Origin of the sequence: Flavobacterium piscis (genome assembly GCF_031457575.1) — a bacterium.
Classification (GTDB): Bacteria; Bacteroidota; Bacteroidia; order Flavobacteriales; family Flavobacteriaceae; genus Flavobacterium; species Flavobacterium piscis_A.
The window spans coordinates 1-23,565 of the sequence record NZ_JAVDWQ010000017.1 but is presented as its reverse complement, the minus strand read 5'-3'; the positions used below and the strand labels follow the sequence as shown (position 1 = coordinate 23,565).

The window sequence follows — 23,565 nt, the reverse complement described above, 5'->3', positions numbered from 1 at the left end:
TTTAAAGTTGATTTTGATACTGTTAGTTCCTTAAAACAAAACGTGAGTCGACTATTAAAATTTCAAGTAAAAACTTCTTTTTTTTCAGTATTTCAAAGAACAAGCGTAATATTTGTAAACTTTTATTGTAATTATTTCTTTTTATTCTAAATCAATTTCAAAGTGATTCATTTTTTTGATTATAATCATCCAAACAACAAATTGTAAAACTAAAAACACACCCATACTAATTAATTGAAAATGAACAGATCCACTATTAATTTCATAATAATAGTAAGTCCGTATATATTCAACCAAAACCCCATTCACATCATGCCAGCTAGTTACTGATTCCTTTGTGAAAATTTTATTGAGAAAGTTTATTAAATGAATTAGATTCAAACCGCTAAAAACTAAATATGATATTAATGTATTTTTTCTGATATCATATATGTTATAGAAAAAAATTGGTAAACTCATAAGAAGATAATACCAACAATATATTAGTACAAATGGAGATGAATCAATCATACTAGTAATAATCACAGAAAAAAGATATATTAAAAATAAGTTCTTCAACAAAAACAAATTAAACCTAAGTCGATTACTGTCCATACATTATTTTTTTAAATTGATTTCAAATGCAGCTGTTCTAAAAAAACCTGTATTCATATTAAATTTTATATTCATATCTTTTATTGGATTTACTACTATGTTTCTATAAACTCCATCCTTAGAAATATATAATTTTGTTTTATCTACAACATCAAGAGCTGTTTGATAATAATCAGTATTTTTCACTGCATCAAATGATGCGGCAATACGACTAGGATTAGAATATAAAACAGGAACATAAAATTTGACTTTTTTCATTTTTTTTGCTATTTCATAATCAATAATTCCTTTTAATGAACACTTATTCGAAACTGCAAAATTTGTCATTATTTCAAATAGCTTAATATCGAAATTAGAATCTTTTAAATTATATTTCATTGATAACAGCCAAGCTAAATTTTTTACATAATCTAAATACCAATCTGGTCTCAAATATATCTTATCAGGAAAAGAACCATCAGATTTCGCATGATCAAGAGTTGTACCTAAATATTTTTCCCCTCCATACATAATATATTTATCAGTCTCAGAAACTAAATAAATATCAGCCAAAGCCTCATTTAAAGTTTTTCCATTAAAAATTTCTCTTTGCTTTGTGAAACTTGTAAAGAACCCCATCCCCGATTTTTTTAAATAATAATTGAAAAATAAAATCCAAGGTTCTACCTTATCCTTTAATCTTACACTTCCTTGGCCCTTCCATGATTTAATCACTAATTTTTCATTTTCAGGATTTTCATATAAATTATATTTATTTAAATTATTAGGCTTTATATTATCCAACTTTGTATGTGCATAAGTATCCCCGAAACGATGTAGAAGTTCTCCTAATTTAGAAATATTTTCCTTTGGTGTATAAATAAATTGTATTGCGGTTAAAAATTCTTCCGTTCCATGGAAACCCCCAGTTAAACTATGGATAGTTTCTTGATACTCACCATCAATCCAAGTGTCATCTAATTCAAAATCTGTTTCACTATGAACATCAGTATCTGGTGCTTCTGTAGCTTCGGCTAACTGTTTGGCTTTATCTGGACTCATTCCTAGCATAAGAGAAACTAAATAAACTGTGGAATAGTGGCCGTCTGTTTCGTACTCTCCACTAGCCTGACTCTGAAATGCATATAATTTAAACACAGGGTCATTAATCTGTTTCCAGTCCTGATGGTTTAAAATAGTTCCTTCACTGTAATCCATCAACAAATTTGTACTTTTTTCAGCTGTTTTATAAGTTTCAAAAGGATGTTCTAATTTAAAGATTCCGTGACCTAATTCGTGTGCGGGTGTTTTCCCCCCCGCCGAAGGGGGAGCAAATACATAACCAAACTGACCGTTCAGACGCATATAACCATCCAGCCCCTTGCTTGAAGGTTTATTGGTTATAAACAGAACATAACTATTGTCTGTTCCTTTGTATAATGCATTTATAGCCTGCTGCTCTGCACTATATGTAGACGTAAGTGTATTTTTCTCCGTCTCAATTGTATCTCCTGCTTCATTATCTATATTTAAAACCGCTTGTTTTGTAAAATTAACTTTTACTCCTACTTTATCATAAATTTTCTGAGTACTGGCAATAATTTCATCCAGCTTATTCTTAGAAATGTCATCGGTAGGAACCAACGCCACATTAACATTTTTAGATGAAATATGAACCAGCATAAACGCACCAATTACCTTCCATCTATCACCTTGTTTTATAGTCGCTAATATTTGCTCTTCAGCATAACTAAGGTTTCCTTTTACTTTTATTGTAAATACTTTATCATTTCTGTCAAAGTCGATTTTAGCGCCATTTTGGGTTTTAAATACAATACTGTCTAATTTTATATTGGCATCTGTAACGATTACAGTTCCCAGTAAAGTATCTGTATCGCCATTTAAAACCGCTTTGTAAGGCAGTGCAACGCCACCTACTTTTTTATATAACTTTTCTAGCGCAACAGGTGGTTTCTCCGGCATTACATCAAAAGCATATTTACTTTCATTACCTGAAAATGAAATGGAAATTCCTTTGGCTGTAAATGCTGTTGCCTGACCGCTTTTATCTACACCATCAGTATTTTCCGGAGTTGGTTTTCCTCCCAAGGCAGGTTCTGTAGGCTCATTACTTCCGTTTCCGTCTTTGTCTACATTATAAGTATTTCCTTTGCTATCTGTAATAACAGTATCTTTTCCTCCGGGAATGGTTACTTGTTGTCCATCAACACCATTTACTACTATATCACCATTGGCATTGATAACAATGTCTTTTATCACAAACGGAACCGTTTCTTCGATCTGACCTCCTTGTCCCTCGCCAGTGAAATCTTCTACATCGGTAACATTTTTCCAGTCCGGATTGTAACTCGTCTCCACAACACCACTTATCAACTGATAATCAGTATTAACTACAATGTTATTAAACTCAACCGCAATTTTTGTATCGCCCAGATAAGGCACAATAATATAACCTCGTCCTGAATACGGGCTGTTTTCACCTTGGAGTTCTAAAATAGTGACAGGAAAATCTCCAGCTTTAAAGGTCTCACTCTGAATTAAATTGGTAAGCGGTTTTTGGTTCTGAATATTTATCTGCGGAATAATTCCACAATTATAGGCTGCAACGCCGGTGCTTTCTACAGGTGTCGTAAAGGTGCTGATTCCGGAATACGTAAACGACTGAACTCCTTCGGTTGCGGGATCACAGCTTGAACCTACCCTGAATTGATAGGTAACTCCCGGCTCTAAATTGGTAATTAAACTTTGTGTGTTTAAACTATTAGTCGAAAACCATTGTGCATTGCGAACATCCTGTTTTTTATATTGTACCTGATAACGTGTATGTTCCGGTACTCCTTCCCATGTGATTTTTACACTTTTCGAACTTTGGGATTCGCTTAATAAAAAGGTTGGCGCTGCGCAGGAAGCGGTATATTTAAACGAATATATCTCGCTGTATCCGTCATTTTTAAAAATGGCGTTCTCTGAAAGCCCTGTGGTCGAAATAGCTTTTACCCGCCATGCATAACGCAATCCAGGAGTAAGAATGGGCATGCTTACATTATACAGCAAAGCGGTTCCAAAAAGTGTTTCCTCATATAAAACAGGAGACATTTGAAACCCGAATTGAGGATCTAATGTAGGATCAATAAGCTGTTTCAACTCAAATTTATACGATACATTCGTTGCATTTCTCTGACGTGGTGTCCAGGTAAATAAAATATTAGGAAATTCTGTTGAGGCAATTTGTTCGTTTCGCTGTGGTGTATTTAATATCGGTGGATCATTTAAGATCAGGTATAAACTGGCACAGCTTTTTTGCGAGATCTTCTGGTTGGTCACAAAATCGTACATTTCAAAACAAAAGCTATACATACCTTCAGATAATCCATTGGCATATTGCGCAGGAGAAATTCCCTGCAGGTTCTCTAGCCTGAAAAGGGCCGCAATATCAGTATTGGTCAGCGTTTGCAATTCACCGCCATTTATAAAAATTGGCCGCTGTCCTTGTATAAAATCGCTGCTTTGTATGTTAAGTCCGTTACCTTGTATGTACAATTTCAGGCGTACCTGCCTTTGTGCTATAGAGATATCAGTAGGATTGACCAGCAGCTGCATTTTAGTATCCATGCTGGTGGCATAATCCGATATTTTGACACTATACGGACTATTAAAAACTGGTGTTAACTGCACCGGATATAATTGGGCGTATGCATCCCCCCAGCCCCCGAAGGGGGAGCACTGTAAAAACAGGATAAGTAATATTATATTTTTGAAAAGGTTCTTCATTTTTTAATACATTATAGGCAGATAAAAGGTTATAGAAAAGCGGGCTGTTTTACTTTGCAAAAGTTGTAAATAGTTCAATTCATCATTTTTTGCTAAAATACATTTTATCTGTAAAAGTAATCTCATTAATTAATTAATTTTGTTTTAAAGGCTTAACAAAATGAGTGCAAAAAAAAACATCATTCTATCTTGGTAAATGTTTTTAAGGAACATTTTTTTGTAAAAACCTAAACTCAAATGTTTAAAACTCTTATATTTTACTATTTATTTGAAATCAATTTTTGAAAAATTATTATTGATTAATTTTTCAAGCCTTGATATCATATTGTCTTTTTTCTTTCAGCATATACTCAAACAAAGCAATCTCTTTTTCATGCAATTGGATAACCTTTTCAATTGGATTCTAATTATTAATTATAAATCCAATTCCATTATCATTGTTATTAAATGTATTTGCAATAACATTTACTACTTGCTCCTCATCAAAATTCTAAAACGCTTTCACGAGAGTTCTTAACCCTGCTCCACGAAGTATTCTCTTTAAAAAATAGCGATAGCTGTGCGAAGTCTCACGATTTTGTACCCTCTCCTAATAATCGACAATACAAATTAAGATTGAATAAATCTCAAGCTAATCCTGTTACTTAAAAATGTACAGCATTTAAACCATGACTTTTAAAAAAAACTCAATTTTCATAAGGCTTTCAAATGAATTTTATGCAGATCATCTAATAAATCCATTTCATCATCTGGTAGGAGCTGCAAGGCAATTTCCAGTAAATTCACAACATTGGTATCCGTAACAGCGGTTAAACTGGACAAATTCCTGGCATCATCATTAAGCAAAATTATACTTGCTTTAAGGAGATTTGAAACCATCATATTCAATTCACTATAACCAGATACTTGTAATGTTACACTAAACGAATTGCGATTATCATTCTCTTGTTTTAATTTTCTGAATTTATTTACTTTAGTCATTGGCTCTATAAATTATGTTGCACTTTGATTATGTTGTATTTCCATCATTTAATTTATTAATTGCTTTTTTTCGGAACCGAAATTACAAGTAATAGTTTACATTTTTAGGATTGTATACAACCGATAAATAAATTAAAAATCATCCCTATAACTCCCCAGTTGTGCGATGTCTCCCGAGTTCGCACCGGATTTTATAAGCAATAATTATAAAAACAATGAAAATCAGGGAGCGATTCGCACCCCAGATCTGCGAAGTGTTCTTCTTAAATGTCACAGGTTGCTGTGCGAAGTCTCCCGACTTCGTACCTGTTTCAATAAGCAATTGCTACTTGGCAAGTATTTTTCTTCAAATAAGATTTAAACTTTATTGGACAGAGAAATGCAGAACGGATATAGCATGCGGGTACGAAGTCGGGAGACTTCGCACAGCACCCGGAGTTACAATAGGTGACGAAGGTTCAACGCAACTTCATGTAGAATTTGATACTTTATTGTGTAAGTAATAATTAAATCTTCGCCCGCTACACAAATTGTACTTGATGAAAAGCTATATTATTTGCATTTATAAAATTTTGCTGTGTCTTTTATTTATATTTAACTAATAGTCAGATACTTTATAATGTATTCGTTGGCAAGATTAATTTTTCTAGTAAAGAAAAAAAATATATTTTTAACTATCAAAAAATCAAATTAATAGAAATTATTATGAAAAAACAACTATTTATTTCATTAACAGCTTTGTGTTTTAGCATTTTAAGCAGTTGCAATTCAAAATCAACAACTCCCGAAGATACCGGTGTAATTACAACCGAAACCAATGAAATACCTGACGAGATTGTAAGCAATTCAAAACTGAAAGTATCCTTTAATTTTAACGGAAGAACCTTTAAAAATGATTTAAATCAGCCCAAGGAATTAAAAGGAATGCGAACCGACGGAACTAATTGGTTCATTGCGCTTAGTGGTGTTGAAACTGACAAAGAGATCTCTTTACAATTTGCAATAAATAATTTCAACTTAGAGAAAGGTGTTACAAAGATTAAAGTCTGTACACTCAATCTAATGGGTTTTGATGAAACTGAAGTAAGCGACGCAATTCTTTTTTCCAAAGAAACTATCTTTTTGGAAATTACAAATATTGAAAAAGTCAAGTCTCAAAGCAGCATGGGAACCAGCATGGAAGAATACAGTATCAGTGGAAAATTTCATGGCGAATTTAAAAACATCACTAATACTAAAACTTATAAAGTGGAAAATGGTACTTTTGAAAACTATACTTTAGTTGATTTTAAAAAAAGTTAGTTTGAAAAATTGAATCAAAAAAAAAAACAATGAAACTAATAATTGCCACCTTACTTTTAATATCCCATCCCCTCTTCGCACAATCCAATCAGTTCGTTGGTGATTATAATCGTACACTTGGTGAAGAAGGAAAACATATCATAGAATATAAATTGACCTTAAATCAGGACGGAACATTCCTATTTTATTCCTATTCAAAAATAAAAGGAGGAATTCCGCCTGAAGTAAATAAATACGGAAAAGGAAAATGGAGCACTAAAGATAATCTGATTACTTTTTCTTCCAATAAACAAGAAGACTTTGATGCAAAATACACCTTGAATTTTAATAATTCCACGGCGAGATTTGTAACTAAAAACCCGAGAGATAAAAGTGATAAAATAGTTAAAACAAAACTTATTTTTTTAGAATCAGAAATCTTTTGGCTACGAAAACTTGATATTTTTAAAATATAAATCCGCATTATAATCTGCTCTGTAAACTCTCCCAACTTCCTAACGACAAACAAACTTTGCAATTTTTCTTTGTATTATTTTTTTAAAATCATACAACAGGACACTCAATCTTTTTTTCTTGGATTATCTTCAAATCAATTATTTTTTGAGCAACGTCTCCTTTTTCAAATAAGCGAATAAATTTAAAAACGGCACTCACAAAATACCCTGGATTTGAAACTAATCTGGCAATTTTTGCGATTTTTTCATCTCTTTCCTGTGTGCAGGCTTCCCTTTGATTTTCTGGAATCGCTACAAATTCATTAGCAAATTTCCAGGCACCATCTCTGGCTGTTTTCATGCTAAAGTCAATAAAGAAGTTGTCTATTTTGCCTGATAATTTGAGTATAATCGTGAGTGTTGGCCAAATTTTGATTAAGCATTTTTCAACATGTTCTACCAGGCTGCTAAGGATAGCGTTTATTTGGTCAAAATCAGATTTTAAATCTTCGATATTTTCTATTGTACTGACTTCGGCTGAAGCTATTCCTAAATCGAGATTTACATGGGCATTAATTCCGAGCAGTAAATGCTGAACAACTATTGGCCAAAAGGTTTCTGCCTGTTGAAAGGAAAATTCCCAACATTCGGATGGTTTTTCTTTGGCTTTATATTGGTAATACGCCTTTAAATACCTATTGGCAAAAATGACATCGAGCTTTTCCATTCGCTCACCATTTTGAAAAGAACCATTGTTGATCCCCTCTTTTATTTTTAGTGTAACTTCACGGTACAGCATAGTAAACAAACCTATTGCACTTTGTTCTATTTTAGATATTTCTATTATTTCATCCAATAATTGAATGACCTCGTCTATAGTAGTAGCTTGTTTTATATTCATTTTATAGTTGGTTATGGTTAATTAGGAAGAGCGAATATAATTCTTTTAATCTTTTAAAAAAGATTATTTAGAAGTAATATCTTGTTATTTTTTAATACCATAAAGCTAAGTTAATGGCTGACATAATAATTGAATCTGCTTTTGGAAAAACTATTTTCACCTGGAATCATTCAAATATGGTAAAGGCTAACGAAACACGAGCGGAATATATAAAATCAATTAGAGAAGCAGACAAAGAAAATAGTGAACGATTAATTAATTTTGTCAGAATCTGACAAAGGTGTTTCGATATAAATAACTGTGTGAAATATATTTATATTTAAAAATACCTCTCACTTAATAAACCCCGTTTACAACTCCACAAAATTTCATTTCAATACCAATTTCTAAATTCCTAATTTGCACCTTCAAATCAAAAGTAAAAAATGAAGGTCTGTATTGCCGAAAAACCAAGTGTCGCACGAGAAATCGCATCCGTTTTGGGAGCCAATACCAAGTACGATGGCTATTACGAGGGCAATGGTTATGCCGTGACCTACACTTTTGGGCATTTATGCACCTTAAAAGAACCCAACGATTACAAACCACATTGGAAAAGCTGGGATTTGAACAACCTGCCCATGCTTCCTGAAAAATTTGAAACCAAAGTCGTCCAGAATTCGGGTATTGAAAAGCAATTCAAAATCATAAAAAGTTTATTCGACAAAGCCGAATTGGTTATCAACTGCGGGGATGCCGGGCAGGAAGGAGAACTGATTCAACGCTGGGTAATGAACGAAGCCAACTACAAAGGCGAAGTGCAGCGGTTGTGGATTTCGTCTTTGACAACAGAAGCTATAAAAGAAGGTTTTGAAAACTTAAAACCTTCTGTTAATTACGATAATTTATTCTACGCCGGATTTTCAAGAGCGATTGGCGACTGGCTACTCGGCATGAATGCTACACGTTTGTATACTGTAAAACATGGTGGCTACAAGCAAGTCTTGTCTATCGGTCGAGTACAAACTCCGACCTTAGCGATGGTTGTGGACCGTTTTAAGGAAATTGAAAATTTCAAGCCCCAACCCTATTGGGAATTACAGACTTTATACCGGGAAACACTTTTTAGTTATGAAGAAGGCCGCTTTCTGAAAAAGGAGGATGGAGAAATTTTAGCCAATAAAGTCAAAGAAAGCGAGTTTGAAATTGTTTCTGTTGAAAAGAAGAACGGAAATGAGTTCGCCCCAAAACTGTTTGACTTAACAGGTTTACAAGTCTATTGCAATACCAAGTTTGGATTTTCGGCAGATGAAACGCTCAAAATTGTACAAACCTTGTACGAACAAAAAGTAGTTACGTATCCAAGAGTAGATACTACTTTTTTACCCAATGATATTTATCCAAAAGTACCGGGGATTCTGCAAAAATTAACCAAATATGCCGAACTGACCCAGCCAATTTTAGAAAAGAAGATTAAAAAATCCTCTAAAGTTTTCAACGATAAGAAAGTTACGGATCACCACGCTATTATTCCAACGGGAATAGAAAGCAATTTGCCATACAATCAGCAGCAAGTGTATGATATTATTGTAAAACGCTTTATTGCCGTATTTTACGATGATTGTTTGGTTGCCAATACAACAGTAATAGGAAAAGCAGCCGATGTAATGTTTAAAACTACCGGAAAAGAGATTTTGAAAAAAGGATTTCGTGTTGTTTTTGAAGACCCGAATGTCAGGGAAAAAGAGGCAGATATATTGCCCAGTTTTGTGGTGGGAGAAAAAGGGCCACACGAACCTTCATTTTTAGAAAAAGAAACCAAACCGCCGAATCAGTTTACAGAAGCGACTTTACTTCGGGCTATGGAAACTGCAGGGAAACAAGTTGATGATGAAGATTTACGCGAATTGATGAAAGAAAATGGAATCGGCCGTCCGTCAACGCGGGCGAATATTATTGAAACACTTTTTAAACGTCAATACATTATTCGGAACAAAAAACAGGTTTTGCCAACGCCAACTGGCATTCAGCTTATCGATACGATTCAGAATGAATTAATAAAGTCAGCTGAATTGACTGGTTCCTGGGAAAAACAGCTGAAAGATATTGAAAAAGGAGCGTTTACCGCCGGAGCGTTTATAAAAAACATGAAACGAATGGTAGAAGCTTTGGTGTTTGAAGTAAGAAGTGAAACCAGACATGCCAATATTTCGCATGCAGGGAATGTTCAAAAAGAAGCGGTAAAAATTGAGAAAAAGAAAGCTGCCGGAATTTTGGCAGAAGTATGTCCCAAATGTAAAAAAGGGAATCTGATCAAAGGTAAATCGGCTTACGGATGCAGCGAATATAAATCGGGTTGCGATTTTGTATTGCCTTATGTTTTTGCAGATAAAAAGATTACAGAAAACCAGTATTTACGATTGCTTCAAAAAGGTTCGACAGTTAATTTAAAAGACTTTAAAACGGATTCCGGAACTGTAGAAGGTTTAATTCGTTTTGAAGAAGGCTTCCAACTTAAATTAGAAACAAAGAAAACAGCCCAAAAAGCAAATTCAGATACAATAGCAGATGCAATAACATGTCCGAAATGTAAAAAAGGAACAATTCTGAAAGGAAAAACCGCTTATGGCTGTACTGAATACAAATCGGGCTGTGATTTTAAAGTTACTTTTGATGATGTCAGAGCTAAATTAAAAGATCTAAAACCAACAAAAGAATTGGTTTATGCTATTTTAACGGAAAGTGTTTAAAGTTTTTTGCTACAGATTAAAATGATTGGCATAGATTTATTTTACTTCGATTTTCGCTACGCCGAGCGATAGCGAATAAGCGAAGCAATTCACAAATTTTCGCTAATTTATTTGTTAATCTAAAACTGTAAAGTAGCTATCTAAATCATTTTAATCCTTTGATCGGTGGTAAGTTTTTCGTATTTCAAATTCAGTAATTAATTCGTGTAAATTTGTGCAATTCGTGGCAAACTTTTTTTTCATACTTTAGTACTTCCATTTAACATCAAATACATATAGAATATGTTTCAGAAAATTACTCTTTTAGCACTTATTTTAATAGCTGTCTCTTGTCAGAAAAAAGAAACTGCTGAAAAAGATAAAATAAAAGCAGCCGACTGGCTTATCGGAAACTGGCAAAACACTTCACCAGATGGTGTTCTGACAGAAAACTGGCAAAAACTAAATGACAGTACATTTAGTGCAACCTCCTACTTTATAAAAGGAAAAGATACTTTGCATTTTGAAAGTATTATTCTGGCACAAAAAGGAGAAACATTAACTTACAAAGCAACCGTAAAAGGTCAAAATAATGACAAGCCTGTAGATTTTCCTTCGACCAGTGAAACCGAAAACAAGTTGATTTTCGAAAATCCACAACACGATTATCCCCAAAAAATCACGTATACAAAAGGTGCTAATAATACTTTGACAGCTGAGATTTCAGGAAAACTGCAAGGAAAATTGACTACGGAGAGGTTTATTTTGGTTAAGAAATAGGTATCCTGAAATTTTTTGTTGTTGCTAATAATTTCTTTGCATTAATATTTCTTTCTAAAAATAAAAATAATAAACCTACTCCTCCGCCCCAATCTTATTCACCATCATAATCATAAGTATTCCTAATAGTGACATGACCAAAAAGGCCCATTTCATACTTAGAAATTCTGAGATAAACCCCACCATTGGCGGAACCAACAAAAAACCCAGATAACCAATAGTCGAAATAGAAGTCAAAGCTGTGCCATTGCTTAATTTTGTCGATCTTCCGGCTATGCTGAAAACCAAGGGAACAACACAGGAAACGCCTACTCCAATTAAAACATAACCAAAAATAGTTGGATACACATACGGCAGTATAAAACAAACAAAAAATCCAATAGTAATTAAAATTCCGCTGTAAAAAAGGATTTGTTTAACTCCAAATTTCATTACGGCATAATCCCCTAAAAAGCGTCCTAAAGTTACGGCTGTCATAAAAAACACAAATGCTGCTGTGGTTAATTTTGGCGAAGCGTGCAATATATTTTGAAAGTAAATTCCGCTCCAGTCGTACATTGTGTTTTCACAGGCCATAGAAACAAAACAAATCATGGCAAACTTAACCATGTTTTTATCGGGTAATGTCAGGAATTTCTTTTTCTCCTGCGGTATAGGTTCGGTAAGTATCGCCATTGGATAAAAACAAGCCGTAACCGCCATCATGGCCACACTTATTCCAAGTAAATGATAAGACGGCGCTATATGTTGCGTTACCATTACATATCCTAAACCTGCCCCGGCAAATCCTGCCAGACTCCACACGGCATGAAATCGGGTCATGATTGATTTTGGATACAACTTCTGAACTTCAAGCGACTGGGCATTAATCGATAAATTAAAAATATTTCTTGATGCACCAAACATCAAAAGTATAATAATCAACTGCCATACAAAAGCAGAAAAACCGGGTAATGCCAGCATAATATTAAACATAACAGCTCCCAAAACCATACAAAATCTACTGCTGTATTTATTTAATAATTTTCCTGTAACCGGCATGGTAAACATTAATCCAATTGGGAAAGCAAATAAGACTGCCCCGAATTGAGCTTCGGTTAAATTCAATTGTGTTTTGATATCCGGAATTCTGGACGCCCAGGAAGAATATCCAAAACCTGAAACGAAAAAAAATACAGTATTTGCTACTCTAAATCCTTTAGGTGTATTCTGTATTTTTTTTAAGAAGGGAATAATCATTTAAGCAGTTACAATTTGAATTGGTTTGCAAAATTAAGGTTTTTAAAAACCAAATTAAACGAAACCTGCACTTTAATAAAAACTTAAAAGGGATTACCAATTGCATCAATTTATTGAAAAGAAAAACAAATTGAATTCATTTAAGGGCTTTCTTTAAAGTAAATTTTTACATTTACATAATTTTTAACCACTCCAAATAACCATATTTACTGACTAAACCATGAACTATTCTAATCAACGATTTCTCGTTTTTATTTTTACAATTTGTTTATTTCTAACGTCAACTATTAATGTTCTTGCCCAACAAAATTCTGGAAAAATAAAAGGAATTATAACCACTTCAGATGGCGAAATGGCAACGGCAGTAAATGTGATTCTAAAAAACTCAAAATACACCACAATTACTGATGAAGTGGGGAGTTTTGAATTTAATCATGTAAAAGCCAATACCTACACATTGCAAATTTCATTAACCGGTTATGAAACTACAGAACAGGAAGTAATTGTTTCAGATGGCAAAACCAGTACACTAAATGTACGACTAAAGGTGTCTGATAAAGAACTGAAGGAAGTAATCATTACCAATAACAAGGCAAAAAATTTCCCGAAACAAAGTGCCTATGTTTCCAAAATGCCACTGAAAAATATAGAAAACCCTCAGGTTTATAATGTAATTTCATCAGATCTTTTCAAAGAACAAGCCGTGACCAATTTCGATGACGCCTTAAAAAATGTGCCGGGTATTCAAAAATTATGGGAATCGACTGGTCGTGGCGGCGATGGAGGATCTTATTATACTTTACGTGGTTTTGAAGCTCAGGCCAATATTGTAAATGGATTACCAGGATTAACAAACGGTAGTTTAGATCCTGCAAATATTGAAAGGGTTGAAGTTATAAAAGGCCCATCAGGAACTTTATTTGGAAGCAGTTTAATATGTTATGGTGGACTTATTAACACGGTAACAAAAAAACCATATTCGGGTTTTGGTGCAGAAGTATCCTATCTTGCCGGAAGTTTTGGTCTTAACCGCGCTACTGTAGATGTGAATACCTCTTTAGATGAATCTGAAAATGTTTCCATAAGAATTAATTCAGCCTTTCAGACAGAAAATAGTTTTCAGGATGCAGGTTTCCGTACGTCTTATTTCATAGCTCCTTCCCTATCCTATAAAGTAAATGATAAGTTGTCTTTCTTAATTAACACCGAATTTATGCAGGAAGAAAAAACGACGCCTCCAATGTTATTTTTGGGAAGAGATAAGCCATTACAATTCGCTAATATGAAAGAGTTAAATTATAATACGAATCTCTCCTTTACCAGCGATGAATTATCCATAAAAAACCCTAAATACAATCTTCAGGGTCAAATATATTATAAAATATCTGATCAATGGACATCGCAAACAGCAGTATCAAAAGGAGCTACAAAATCTAATGGTTATTACGCATATGTTTATGATCAGGAAGATGACCAGGGAGATTTTGCAATTTATATTACCAAGGAGAATTCGAGAACCAAAACAATTGATATTCAGCAGAATTTTATTGGAGATTTCAAAATTGGAAATATGCGCAATCGAATTGTAATAGGTCTTGACTATTTTCAAAAAGATGTAATGTACGGAGGAACAGGATGGACAGGCGTTTATAATGTTACGCCTCAGGGAGAAATTAGGCAATATGACGAAAATAATCCAAATTATTTGACCCGGTCATCAGTTGACCAATTACTTTCAGCTACCGGAAATAGTGACTATAATTCAAGAGATAACACCTATAGTACTTATGCTTCGGATGTAATCAACATTACACCTCAATTACTTGCAATGGCAAGTTTACGTGTAGATTACTTTGACACTAAAGGTGATGTTACAACAAATGAAGATGATTATGACCAAACGGCATTATCTCCAAAATTTGGATTATTATATCAGCCCATAGAAGACAAATTAGCCATATTTGCTAATTATATGAATGGCTTTAGAAACATTTCTCCTGGCGAAGGAAGAGATTCTAATGGTAACTCAACAGGAATTCAAACATTTGAACCGGAACATGCCAATCAGTTAGAATTTGGAATCAAAGCAAATTTACTGAATGATAAATTAAATGCAACTGTAAGTTATTATGATATCAACGTTGCCAATTTGGTTACAAGCAATCTTAATTACAGTGTTCAGGGTGGTAAGGTACAAAGCAAAGGTTTTGAATTTGATCTGAATGCAACTCCTGCAAAAGGTGTAAGCATTATTGCAGGATACAGCTATAATGACAGTAGAATAAAAAAAGGAGATACAGATAATATTTGGTTAGAAGAAGGAAAAAGACCAATGTGGTCAGGACCTGAAAATTTAGTAAACCTTTGGGCAACATACAAATTCGATTATGGAACTCTTAAAGGGTTTGGTTTAGGATTTGGAGGAAATTATGCAAGTAATAATGCAATCCTAAATAGTGAGTTAACCGGAAAATTTGAAATACCATCCTACACTGTGATAAATGGTTCTGCTTTTTATGGTACAAACAAATTCAGAGTAGCACTAAACATTAATAACGTCGCTAATAAAGAATATTTTAATGGTGGATGGTCAACGGTAAATCCCCAAAAGCCAAGAAATGTTGTGGCCAGTTTTAGCTACAAATTCTAAAAACTAATCATGACAGAAGTAATTAGGTCTAATAATAGGAAACAAAAATCAATTCATTAGAAGTCAGTAAATTAAAAAAGAATCTTTAAATTATTTTTAATTATTCTAAATAAGACTTAAGTTTGTAGAAATTTAATTTATAACTTATAATACATCGGACCTATGAAATCAAATATATTAAAAAAAATAATACTGGTATTTTTACTATTAGTTGCAACACCATCATTATTTGCTCATGCCCTTTGGATTGAAACCAAAGCTACGGGCACAAAAGGAAAAGCGCAGGAAATTTCTGTTTACTTTGGAGAATTTTCAGATAATGATATTACCAAATCAGAAAAATGGTTTTCAGATTTAAAAGACTTTACGTTGGTATTGATTTCTCCTTCAAAGAAAGAAACTAAGTTATCGACAAAAGCTTTGGAAGATAAATATCAGGCTTTTTTCACACCGGATGAAGATGGGGTTTATACTGTAGTAATGCACCATAAAGTAAAAGATGTTTACGGGACTATGGTTTTAGATTACAACTCAAGTGCTACAGTTGTGGTAGGAAACAAAAAAACCGGCAACTATGCAACTGCTAATAATAATGTAATTGGAGTGTTTAGTGAAAATGCAGATATAGCTAAAAAAGATGTAAAAATAAATGTATTTGCATTATATGAAGGTGCAGCTGCAAAAGAGCAAAAAGTAAAAGTTATTGCACCTAATGGCTGGGAAAAAGAATTATGGACAAACGATAAAGGAGAAATATCTTTTACACCAATCTGGTCTGGAAATTATATGGTTGAATTTGCTCATACTGAAAAAACTTCAGGAGAACACAACGGAAAAAAATATGACGAAATATGGAAAATGGGAACTTATTTAATTGCTGTAAAGTAGTTCTCCGTTATTTCTGACAGCATTTTATATTTATCATTTTAAGCCTTGTTCTAGTAGTACAAGGCTTTTTTTTGCTTCAAAATAATACCAAATACAATTATTTCAAAGTTCAATTTTATCTAAAAACACATAGACATACCCACAGATACTCATTGCCTCTTTTTTACTATATTAAAAATAAAATCTTCAACATCTTCTAATAAATTATAAAACTTATTAGAAAACTCTCTTTTGTATTTTCCCCACATTTTTTCAGCTGGATTAAGTTCCGGACAAAAGATGTTTTTTATTTGGAAATTACTCTAACTCTTTCACTCCAAATACAGTACAACTGTAGATTTGCAGCCTATAAAACCTTCTATTATTGATCAATACGAAGCTCAAATACTGCTAATTTAAGTTTCTTCTGCACTTTATATTAAAAGGTATCTCTACTGAAGCAATCGGTAATTATATTGGAGATAGAATTGGCGGATGGAACAGTTAATATGATTCTAATATGGGATAGAGAAATTCCTTTAAAAGGTTACACTACGGTTGATATATCGGCTGGATAGACCTGGAAAAAATATCAATTTTAGGTAAAACATCAAACATTACAGATGAGTTGAATTATGCATTCATGAAAATTATAGTGTTAATCCAATAGCGCCACGTTAGCTAATGGTGAGCTTGCGGTATAAGTTATAATTTATTTACATTCGATTACCTACAATTAAAAAAAACTTTTTCTGCCTCTTTCCTTTTTGAAAAGCAGAAAAAGTATTTCTTTTTAAAATAAAAAGTATTTTTGCCAACAGAACTTTCAATTATTAAAAATCTTATTAATTAAAATATGCCTAGTCCAGTTTCAGAATGTCTTTATTGTCAAAACAATGACACTTTACAACAATTAATGATAAAAATTGGAGATTTAAAAGTATCTCAACTTTTTCTGTTTAAAGAGCAATCCTATACAGGACGCTGCAATGTAGTTTACAACAATCATGCTGTTGAACTTTATGAATTAAGTGAGGAACAACGTAATTTATTTATGGAGGATGTTGCTACTGTTGGTAAAGCTATAACAAAAGCATTCCATCCAACCAAAATTAATTACGGTGCGTTTAGTGACACACTATCTCATTTACACATGCACATTGTTCCAAAATATGAAGGTGGATACGGATTTGGAAGTGTTTTTGAAATGAATCCTCAAAAAGCTTATTTATCTGATACAGAATATGAAGCTACTATAGAAAGCATAAAAGCAAACTTATAAAAAACCAAATTGTTTTTTTATATCTTCAAAAAAACTTTTTCTGCCTCTTTCCTTTTTGAAAAGCAGAAAAAGTTTTTTGTTTTTATAAACTTATATAGAAATCTATTTTTACAATATTACTCTTAATTAAGACAAAAGTTTCAATCGTATTTATAACTTTTAGAATTAGTAATTCTACTTCATTTATTCTATATTTACGTTAAGTCAATATTTATTTACTTGAAATTAGTGCTTAAATTTTGAATTTGATATATAATACTAAATTTCAGTTCCGGTAACGAGTTAATAATCATTAAAAAAAGTAATATGAAAATAGGATTAATCGGATTTGGAAAGACAGGTAAATCAGTAGCTTCTACACTACTTGAAAATAAAGGTTTTAGTTTAGAATGGGTTTTAAGACAAAGTACAGTTTTAGAACAAAGATCTGTACCTGAATTTTTTGGAATTGCTTCAGAAGAACCTGGTCTTATCTACTCTAGTTCTAAAACAAATATAGATGATTTGTTAGATAAACATCCTGTAGATGTAATTATTGATTTTTCGTCCAGTCAGGGAATTTATACCTATGGTGAAACAGCTGCCAAAAATAAAATTAAAATCATTTCTGCGATATCACATTACAAAGAAAAAGAACTAAAATTACTAAAGAAATTAGCAAATCAAACTACTGTATTTTGGTCTCCTAATATTACTTTAGGTGTAAATTATTTACTATTTGCTGCCAAACTTTTAAAAAAAATAGCCCCTTGGGTTGATATTGAAATTAACGAAGAGCATTTTAAAATGAAGGAAGGCACATCTGGGACAGCCATAAAAATTGCCGAAGCATTAGATGTTGAAAAAGACAACATCAATTCTGTCAGAGCCGGTGGTATTGTAGGCAAGCACGAAGTTATTTTTGGATTTCCGTATCAAACAGTAAGACTGATACATGAATCCATTTCAAGGGAAGCTTTTGGTAATGGAGTTATATTTGTTGCTGAAAACTTAAAAGATAAAGAAAAGGGATTCTATAATTTTGAAGACCTCTTATCCCCTTATTTTACAACATAATAAAAAAGCACTAAAATTTATAGGACTAAATTAAAATGGGGATTATTTATATAACTCCCATTTTCTGCATTAAAAAAGTAGCGCTCTTATTTTTACAAATTCCGTTACGAAGTTTATAATCAAAATGTAAATCATTATTTTTAATTTCAACTTCAAAACATTGGTTCGTCAGAATTTCAGGATATTCATTTGTTGTTAAACAAACCTCGATATCGTGTGTTGCTATGGCGCCAATTGCGTTTTTAGCTATAATTTTTTTCACTACTTCAATTGTTCCGTTTCTTTTATCATCAGAATTGGTTCCCCGCAAAATTTCATCTAACAAAACAAAAGCGGGTTTTTCTTCAAGAGCATCCATAATTTGTTTCAATCGCTTTATTTCAGCAAAAAAATAAGATTCACTATCCGATAAAGAATCAGACAGACGCATTGACACCAAAACAGGCAAAGGGTGCATTGTCGCTTTTGAGGCACAAACTACAGAGCCCATTCCTCCCAAAACCATATTAATTCCAAGGCTTCTTAAAAAAGTACTTTTCCCTGACATGTTTGATCCCGTTAATATCATGAAAGATTCCGGATAAAAATGAGTGTCATTCCCTACTCTGGTTTCCGGATTCAACAAAGGATGGCTTAAATTTTTAAAGTCAATTTTAAATTCTGAATTAATTTCAGGAAAAACAAAATCAGGATTATTGTAAGCTAAATTTGCCAGACTATTTAAAGTTTCCAATTCACCAATAACTCCAATCCACCTTTCAAGCTCTGAGGAATAATCTTCTTTCCATTTCAAAAGTGCTTTTAATACATGAATATTAAATAAAAATGTGCCATTAAATAAAAATGCAGTTACAAGATTGCCAATCGTATCCATCCTTGAAAACAATTCGGACAACTGTTTCAGGTGAATACTTGCTTTAGCATTTTTAAATAATAACTGCTTTTGTAAATCAATTAATTTTTTAGATTGAAAAGTTTCAGTTTCAATTTTTTGCACCAATAAACTATATTGCTTTATTATCTTATCTATATTATCTGCTTTTGCTATTTCAGCCTGAATGCGTTTTAAAGTCCTGCCTAAAACAATCAAATTAGCTATAAAAACATACGTTAAATAGTTAAGTAAAATAGTTTTTGAAGTAATAAAGTAAGCTGTTAAAAATCCAATAAACAAGGTAGGAAGTATATATGACAATGCCACAATAACTTTAGGTAAAGTATCATTTTTACATGAATTCCAATACATTAACGTTGTATAAGAATCCTTAGTGTCATAACTGACAGTAGCCAATGCCAGAAATTCCTGTCGCCAGTCTATTTTATATTTTAGTTCGTTTATAGCCTGCTGATTTTCAATAATGCTTTCATTCGTATTCAATGTCAATAATTGATTGGCGAGTGTTTTTTTACCGATAAAAGTAGCTGTTCTGTTTAGATTTTGGAATAAGGAATAATCTCCGAAAATATCTAAATCATACGCATAAGGGTGATGAAAATCATTAAATTCTATTCCATTCCCAAAAGGGAATTTTTCTCTTTTTAGAAAAGAAATTTCATTTTCATTAATTTTTAAAAGTGCAGAAGTAAGTTGTTTTTTAAAAGACAAACGGGAATGAATCCTCATTAAAAAAATAAAACCAACAAAAGATAAGAAAGCAGAAGCTAAGAATCCTATTTCATTTGTTTTAATGTAATTAAATAATAAAAACAAAAAGAGAAAAGCACTTAAGAGACGTAAAATACTAATGCTATTGTATCTTTTATTGATTTTTTGAAAAACTTTGGTATAGTGTTCTACTTTGCTTTTATATGCTTCCATTCTTTAAATTTAATGAAATACAAATATAAGTTTTACACTTCCAAGTTTACTATTTCATGCGAATTTTAGTTGTCATGCATTACTAAAACCGGAACTGAGACTTCTTTCGTTATTTTAGTACTGAAACTAGAATCAAAAATATCTTCAAGAAAGGATCTTTTGTGTGTAATAGTGGTCAAAATATCAATGTCTTTATAAAGTATAAAATCAAGTATGGTTTCTTTTACTTCGTCACTTGGCAATACTGAAAATTCGACATTATCGTTAGCAAAATCCCTTTCCCATTCTTTAATAGTTTCTGAAGACACATCTGAATAGCTTGTCTTTACATACAAACTACGAACTTTCGCATTTGTTTTTTTTGCTATTTCTAATACTTTACGGAGTTCTTTTTTGTCTTTTTCACGGTATCGGGTTGTAAATCCAATTGTTTTTATTTTTTTAAATTTGGCATTAATTGGCACACATAAAACAGGAACATCTACTCCTGAAATTACAGAACTGGTATTAGAACCTACAAAAAAAGTAGTCCAGTCAGAAACGCCGTTCGTACCCATAATCACAAAATCAACTTTATCTTCTTCTACCGCATTTTTTAAATTATAAATTAAATCACCATCCATGAGGCGGTGTTTAATTACAATGTCATCTAGTTTTCGTTCCGCTGCGATAGTTCGCAATTTTGGAATTTCATCTTTAAACATTTCAAATTTAGCTAATTCAATAGAGCTGTAAATGGCTGCATAATTTTCAGGAAAAAATTGGCTGTCATAAACGGGAATTTCAAAAGTATGAAGCAAAATAAGTTCTGCATTTACAATTTTAGCAAATTCTAAAGCATGGACAAATGCATTTGTAGCGGCTTCAGAAAAATCAGTTGGGAATAATATCTTTTTCATTTTGATTCGAATTAAATAGGTTGTTCTCTCAAATTTACTCATTCTACAAACAAAACAACCTGATAATTATCAGTTATTTAACACTTAACTATTTCTTAAAGTAAACTAAACCACTCCTATGAACTGGAAGTCCGTAGATTTGGTTGGCAGACAGAAAGTCAGCAAGGTTGTAACACTATTTATTAGCCACAAATTACACGAATTAGCACTAATTAATCGGTGTAATTTGTCGCAACTATTTTTTTAGAAGCTAAAGCAAAATCCACTAAAGTACACCGTTTTAAACTATATCTGGGACTAATAAAATTCTTTTGAAAGTCTGTTTTGAGAAATCCATTCGGCTCGCAGATTCAAGGCTTTTTTTATACCTTTGCTGTATGATAAATCAAGATTCTATAGTTGCATTGGCCACTCCCTCCGGAGCCGGAGCAATTGCCATCATTCGAATTTCCGGTTCTGAAGCTATTGCTATCGGAAATTCGGTTTTTAAATCCATCAAAAACAAAGACTTAACGAGGCAAAAAACACACACCTTGCATTTGGGTCATATTGTCGATGATTCAAAAACACTTGATGAAGTACTCGTTTCTGTTTTTAAAGGCCCCAACTCTTATACCGGTGAAAATACTATAGAAATTTCATGCCACGGATCAACTTACATTCAACAACAAATTATTCAGTTATTATTGAGAAAAGGCTGCAGAATGGCTGATGCGGGTGAATTTACCTTAAGAGCTTTCCTGAACGGAAAACTGGATTTATCACAGGCAGAAGCGGTTGCCGATTTAATTTCATCTGATAATGAAGCCTCACACCAAATTGCCATGCAGCAAATGAGAGGTGGTTTTAGTAATGAAATTGCAAAATTAAGAGAAGAACTTTTGAATTTTGCATCCTTAATTGAATTAGAATTGGATTTTGCTGAAGAAGACGTAGAGTTTGCTGACAGAACTCAATTTCATGAATTATTAAACCGAATTGAATTTGTCTTAAAACGCCTGATCGATTCTTTTGCTGTTGGAAATGTGATTAAAAACGGAATTCCGGTTGCCATTGTTGGTGAACCGAATGTTGGAAAATCGACTTTGCTAAATGCCTTATTAAACGAAGAACGTGCTATTGTTTCAGACATTGCGGGAACGACTCGTGATACAATTGAAGATGAATTAGTGATTGGTGGAATTGGTTTCCGATTTATTGATACAGCTGGAATTCGTGAAACCAAAGATGTAGTAGAAAGTATCGGAATTAAGAAAACTTTTGAAAAAATAGAGCAAGCACAACTCGTAATCTATTTGATGGATAGTTTCAAGTTTCAGGTTTCAAGTGAATCCTTCATCGTTGAAATTGAAAAAATAAAAAACAAATATCCTTTAAAAGAGATTTTAATTGTCTGTAATAAAATAGACCAACTAAGCGACCAAGAGCTTCAAGCGATCCAAAAACAACTTGAAACTTTAAACTTGAAACAAATTTTTTTGAGTGCAAAAGAAAACATTGGTGTCGAAGAATTAAAGAATCAGTTACTTTCTTTTGTAAATACAGGAGCATTAAGAAATAATGAAACCATTGTAACCAATACAAGGCATTACGACTCTTTATTAAAAGCTTTAGATGAAATACAAAAAGTAAAATTTGGTTTAGAAACTAATCTTTCAAGTGATTTAATTGCGCTTGATATACGTGAAGCTTTATATCAATTTGGGCTTATTACTGGTCAGGTTTCTAATGATGAATTGTTAGGGAATATCTTTGCTAATTTCTGTATTGGCAAATAAATAAGAAAAATCTTACTTTTTTAATCCAAAAATTACTCTTTATTGTAAGATAAAACTTTAAAAATAGCTATTTTTTTATCCATTTCTGTCATATTTGTACCATAATTGTACCTCAAATCTAAAAAATAGGTTTTGGGTCATTTTGGGGGCAAATAACGACGCTTAAATCCTCTTAAATCTGCTTAATATCTTTAAAAATGACCAAATTTGTAGGCAGAATAGCATCTTTCTTTGCATTTATTTTGTTTTATTTTGTTCAAAATTGTACCACGCTTTTATCTAAACCTGTGAGCTGTTGTAAATACTGGTTTGCTAATTTCTTTTACAGAAATTAGCAAATTTTTGAAACTACTTAAATAAATCAATAAACATAATTATTGGAATTGAAAGCGTTATATTTACTGGAGTAAATGAATTACCCCGAGGCAGAGCCTCGAGGTATCGCGTTACTCGAAAGATAACCGCAATTGATTTTTGTTAAACGATTTATAAACTATTTTTTCT

At 32.5% G+C, this 23,565-nt stretch carries 16 protein-coding genes and 1 pseudogene; 10 read left to right on the top strand and 7 right to left on the bottom strand.

Features of this window, described 5'->3' with window-relative positions; translation table 11 throughout:
• Positions 1–597: 597 nt before the first annotated feature.
• The 3 genes and pseudogenes from J2W48_RS18980 to J2W48_RS18975 all read right to left on the bottom strand — a co-directional run bounded on the left by J2W48_RS18980 (position 598) and on the right by J2W48_RS18975 (position 5,346).
• Positions 598–4,365: a fibronectin type III domain-containing protein gene (locus tag J2W48_RS18980; protein WP_310283364.1), complete on the bottom strand. Its 3,768-nt coding sequence runs from the start codon at positions 4,363–4,365 to the stop codon at positions 598–600.
• Between the two features lie 264 nt (positions 4,366–4,629).
• A pseudogene (locus J2W48_RS23160) lies at positions 4,630–4,855 on the bottom strand (hypothetical protein); the annotation flags it as partial.
• Positions 4,856–5,058: 203 nt separating this feature from the next.
• On the bottom strand, positions 5,059–5,346 hold the full coding sequence (locus J2W48_RS18975) for a hypothetical protein (RefSeq protein WP_310283363.1): 288 nt from the start codon (positions 5,344–5,346) through the stop codon (positions 5,059–5,061).
• 705 nt (positions 5,347–6,051) lie between these two features.
• Between J2W48_RS18975 and J2W48_RS18970 the strand changes: the two genes are divergently transcribed.
• Entirely contained in the window at positions 6,052–6,648 is a 597-nt protein-coding gene (locus tag J2W48_RS18970) for a hypothetical protein (RefSeq protein WP_310283361.1), read from the top strand.
• 29 nt (positions 6,649–6,677) lie between these two features.
• Positions 6,678–7,103, top strand: a complete 426-nt coding sequence (locus tag J2W48_RS18965) for a hypothetical protein (protein WP_310283360.1) — start codon at positions 6,678–6,680, stop codon at positions 7,101–7,103.
• Positions 7,104–7,191: 88 nt separating this feature from the next.
• Here the strand turns inward: J2W48_RS18965 and J2W48_RS18960 are convergent, their stop codons facing one another.
• Positions 7,192–7,983, bottom strand: coding sequence for a DUF5995 family protein (locus tag J2W48_RS18960; protein WP_310283359.1), 792 nt, complete (start codon positions 7,981–7,983; stop codon positions 7,192–7,194).
• Between the two features lie 113 nt (positions 7,984–8,096).
• Between J2W48_RS18960 and J2W48_RS18955 the strand changes: the two genes are divergently transcribed.
• The 3 genes from J2W48_RS18955 to J2W48_RS18945 all read left to right on the top strand — a co-directional run bounded on the left by J2W48_RS18955 (position 8,097) and on the right by J2W48_RS18945 (position 11,471).
• The gene (locus J2W48_RS18955) at positions 8,097–8,258 is read left to right on the top strand and encodes a hypothetical protein (protein ID WP_310283357.1); all 162 of its coding nucleotides are present in this window, start codon (positions 8,097–8,099) and stop codon (positions 8,256–8,258) included.
• 150 nt (positions 8,259–8,408) lie between these two features.
• Positions 8,409–10,712, top strand: a complete 2,304-nt coding sequence (locus J2W48_RS18950) for a DNA topoisomerase 3 (RefSeq protein WP_310283356.1) — start codon at positions 8,409–8,411, stop codon at positions 10,710–10,712.
• A gap of 282 nt (positions 10,713–10,994) precedes the next feature.
• Entirely contained in the window at positions 10,995–11,471 is a 477-nt protein-coding gene (locus J2W48_RS18945; protein ID WP_310283355.1) for a DUF6265 family protein, read from the top strand.
• A 75-nt stretch (positions 11,472–11,546) separates the two neighbouring features.
• On the opposite strand, the gene J2W48_RS18940 is transcribed toward J2W48_RS18945, so the two are convergent.
• On the bottom strand, positions 11,547–12,710 hold the full coding sequence (locus tag J2W48_RS18940) for an MFS transporter (RefSeq protein ID WP_310283354.1): 1,164 nt from the start codon (positions 12,708–12,710) through the stop codon (positions 11,547–11,549).
• 220 nt (positions 12,711–12,930) lie between these two features.
• Here J2W48_RS18940 and J2W48_RS18935 point away from each other — a divergent pair, with 220 nt between their 5' ends.
• From J2W48_RS18935 to J2W48_RS18920, 4 genes are all read left to right on the top strand, one after another.
• Entirely contained in the window at positions 12,931–15,360 is a 2,430-nt protein-coding gene (locus J2W48_RS18935; protein WP_310283353.1) for a TonB-dependent siderophore receptor, read from the top strand.
• A 162-nt stretch (positions 15,361–15,522) separates the two neighbouring features.
• Positions 15,523–16,248 carry a hypothetical protein gene (locus J2W48_RS18930; RefSeq protein ID WP_310283352.1) on the top strand — a complete coding sequence of 242 codons (726 nt, stop codon included), beginning with the start codon at positions 15,523–15,525 and terminating at the stop codon, positions 16,246–16,248.
• Positions 16,249–17,083: 835 nt separating this feature from the next.
• Positions 17,084–17,509: an HIT family protein gene (locus J2W48_RS18925; RefSeq protein WP_310283351.1), complete on the top strand. Its 426-nt coding sequence runs from the start codon at positions 17,084–17,086 to the stop codon at positions 17,507–17,509.
• Positions 17,510–17,815: 306 nt separating this feature from the next.
• Positions 17,816–18,565, top strand: coding sequence for a 4-hydroxy-tetrahydrodipicolinate reductase (locus J2W48_RS18920; RefSeq protein WP_310283350.1), 750 nt, complete (start codon positions 17,816–17,818; stop codon positions 18,563–18,565).
• Positions 18,566–18,611: 46 nt separating this feature from the next.
• On the opposite strand, the gene J2W48_RS18915 is transcribed toward J2W48_RS18920, so the two are convergent.
• Both J2W48_RS18915 and J2W48_RS18910 read right to left on the bottom strand, forming a co-directional pair.
• Positions 18,612–20,384, bottom strand: coding sequence for a MutS-related protein (locus J2W48_RS18915; RefSeq protein ID WP_310283349.1), 1,773 nt, complete (start codon positions 20,382–20,384; stop codon positions 18,612–18,614).
• Positions 20,385–20,449: 65 nt separating this feature from the next.
• Entirely contained in the window at positions 20,450–21,283 is an 834-nt protein-coding gene (locus tag J2W48_RS18910; RefSeq protein WP_310283348.1) for a universal stress protein, read from the bottom strand.
• 377 nt (positions 21,284–21,660) lie between these two features.
• Between J2W48_RS18910 and mnmE the strand changes: the two genes are divergently transcribed.
• Positions 21,661–23,061 carry a tRNA uridine-5-carboxymethylaminomethyl(34) synthesis GTPase MnmE gene (gene mnmE / locus J2W48_RS18905; protein ID WP_310283347.1) on the top strand — a complete coding sequence of 467 codons (1,401 nt, stop codon included), beginning with the start codon at positions 21,661–21,663 and terminating at the stop codon, positions 23,059–23,061.
• Positions 23,062–23,565 lie beyond the last annotated feature (504 nt).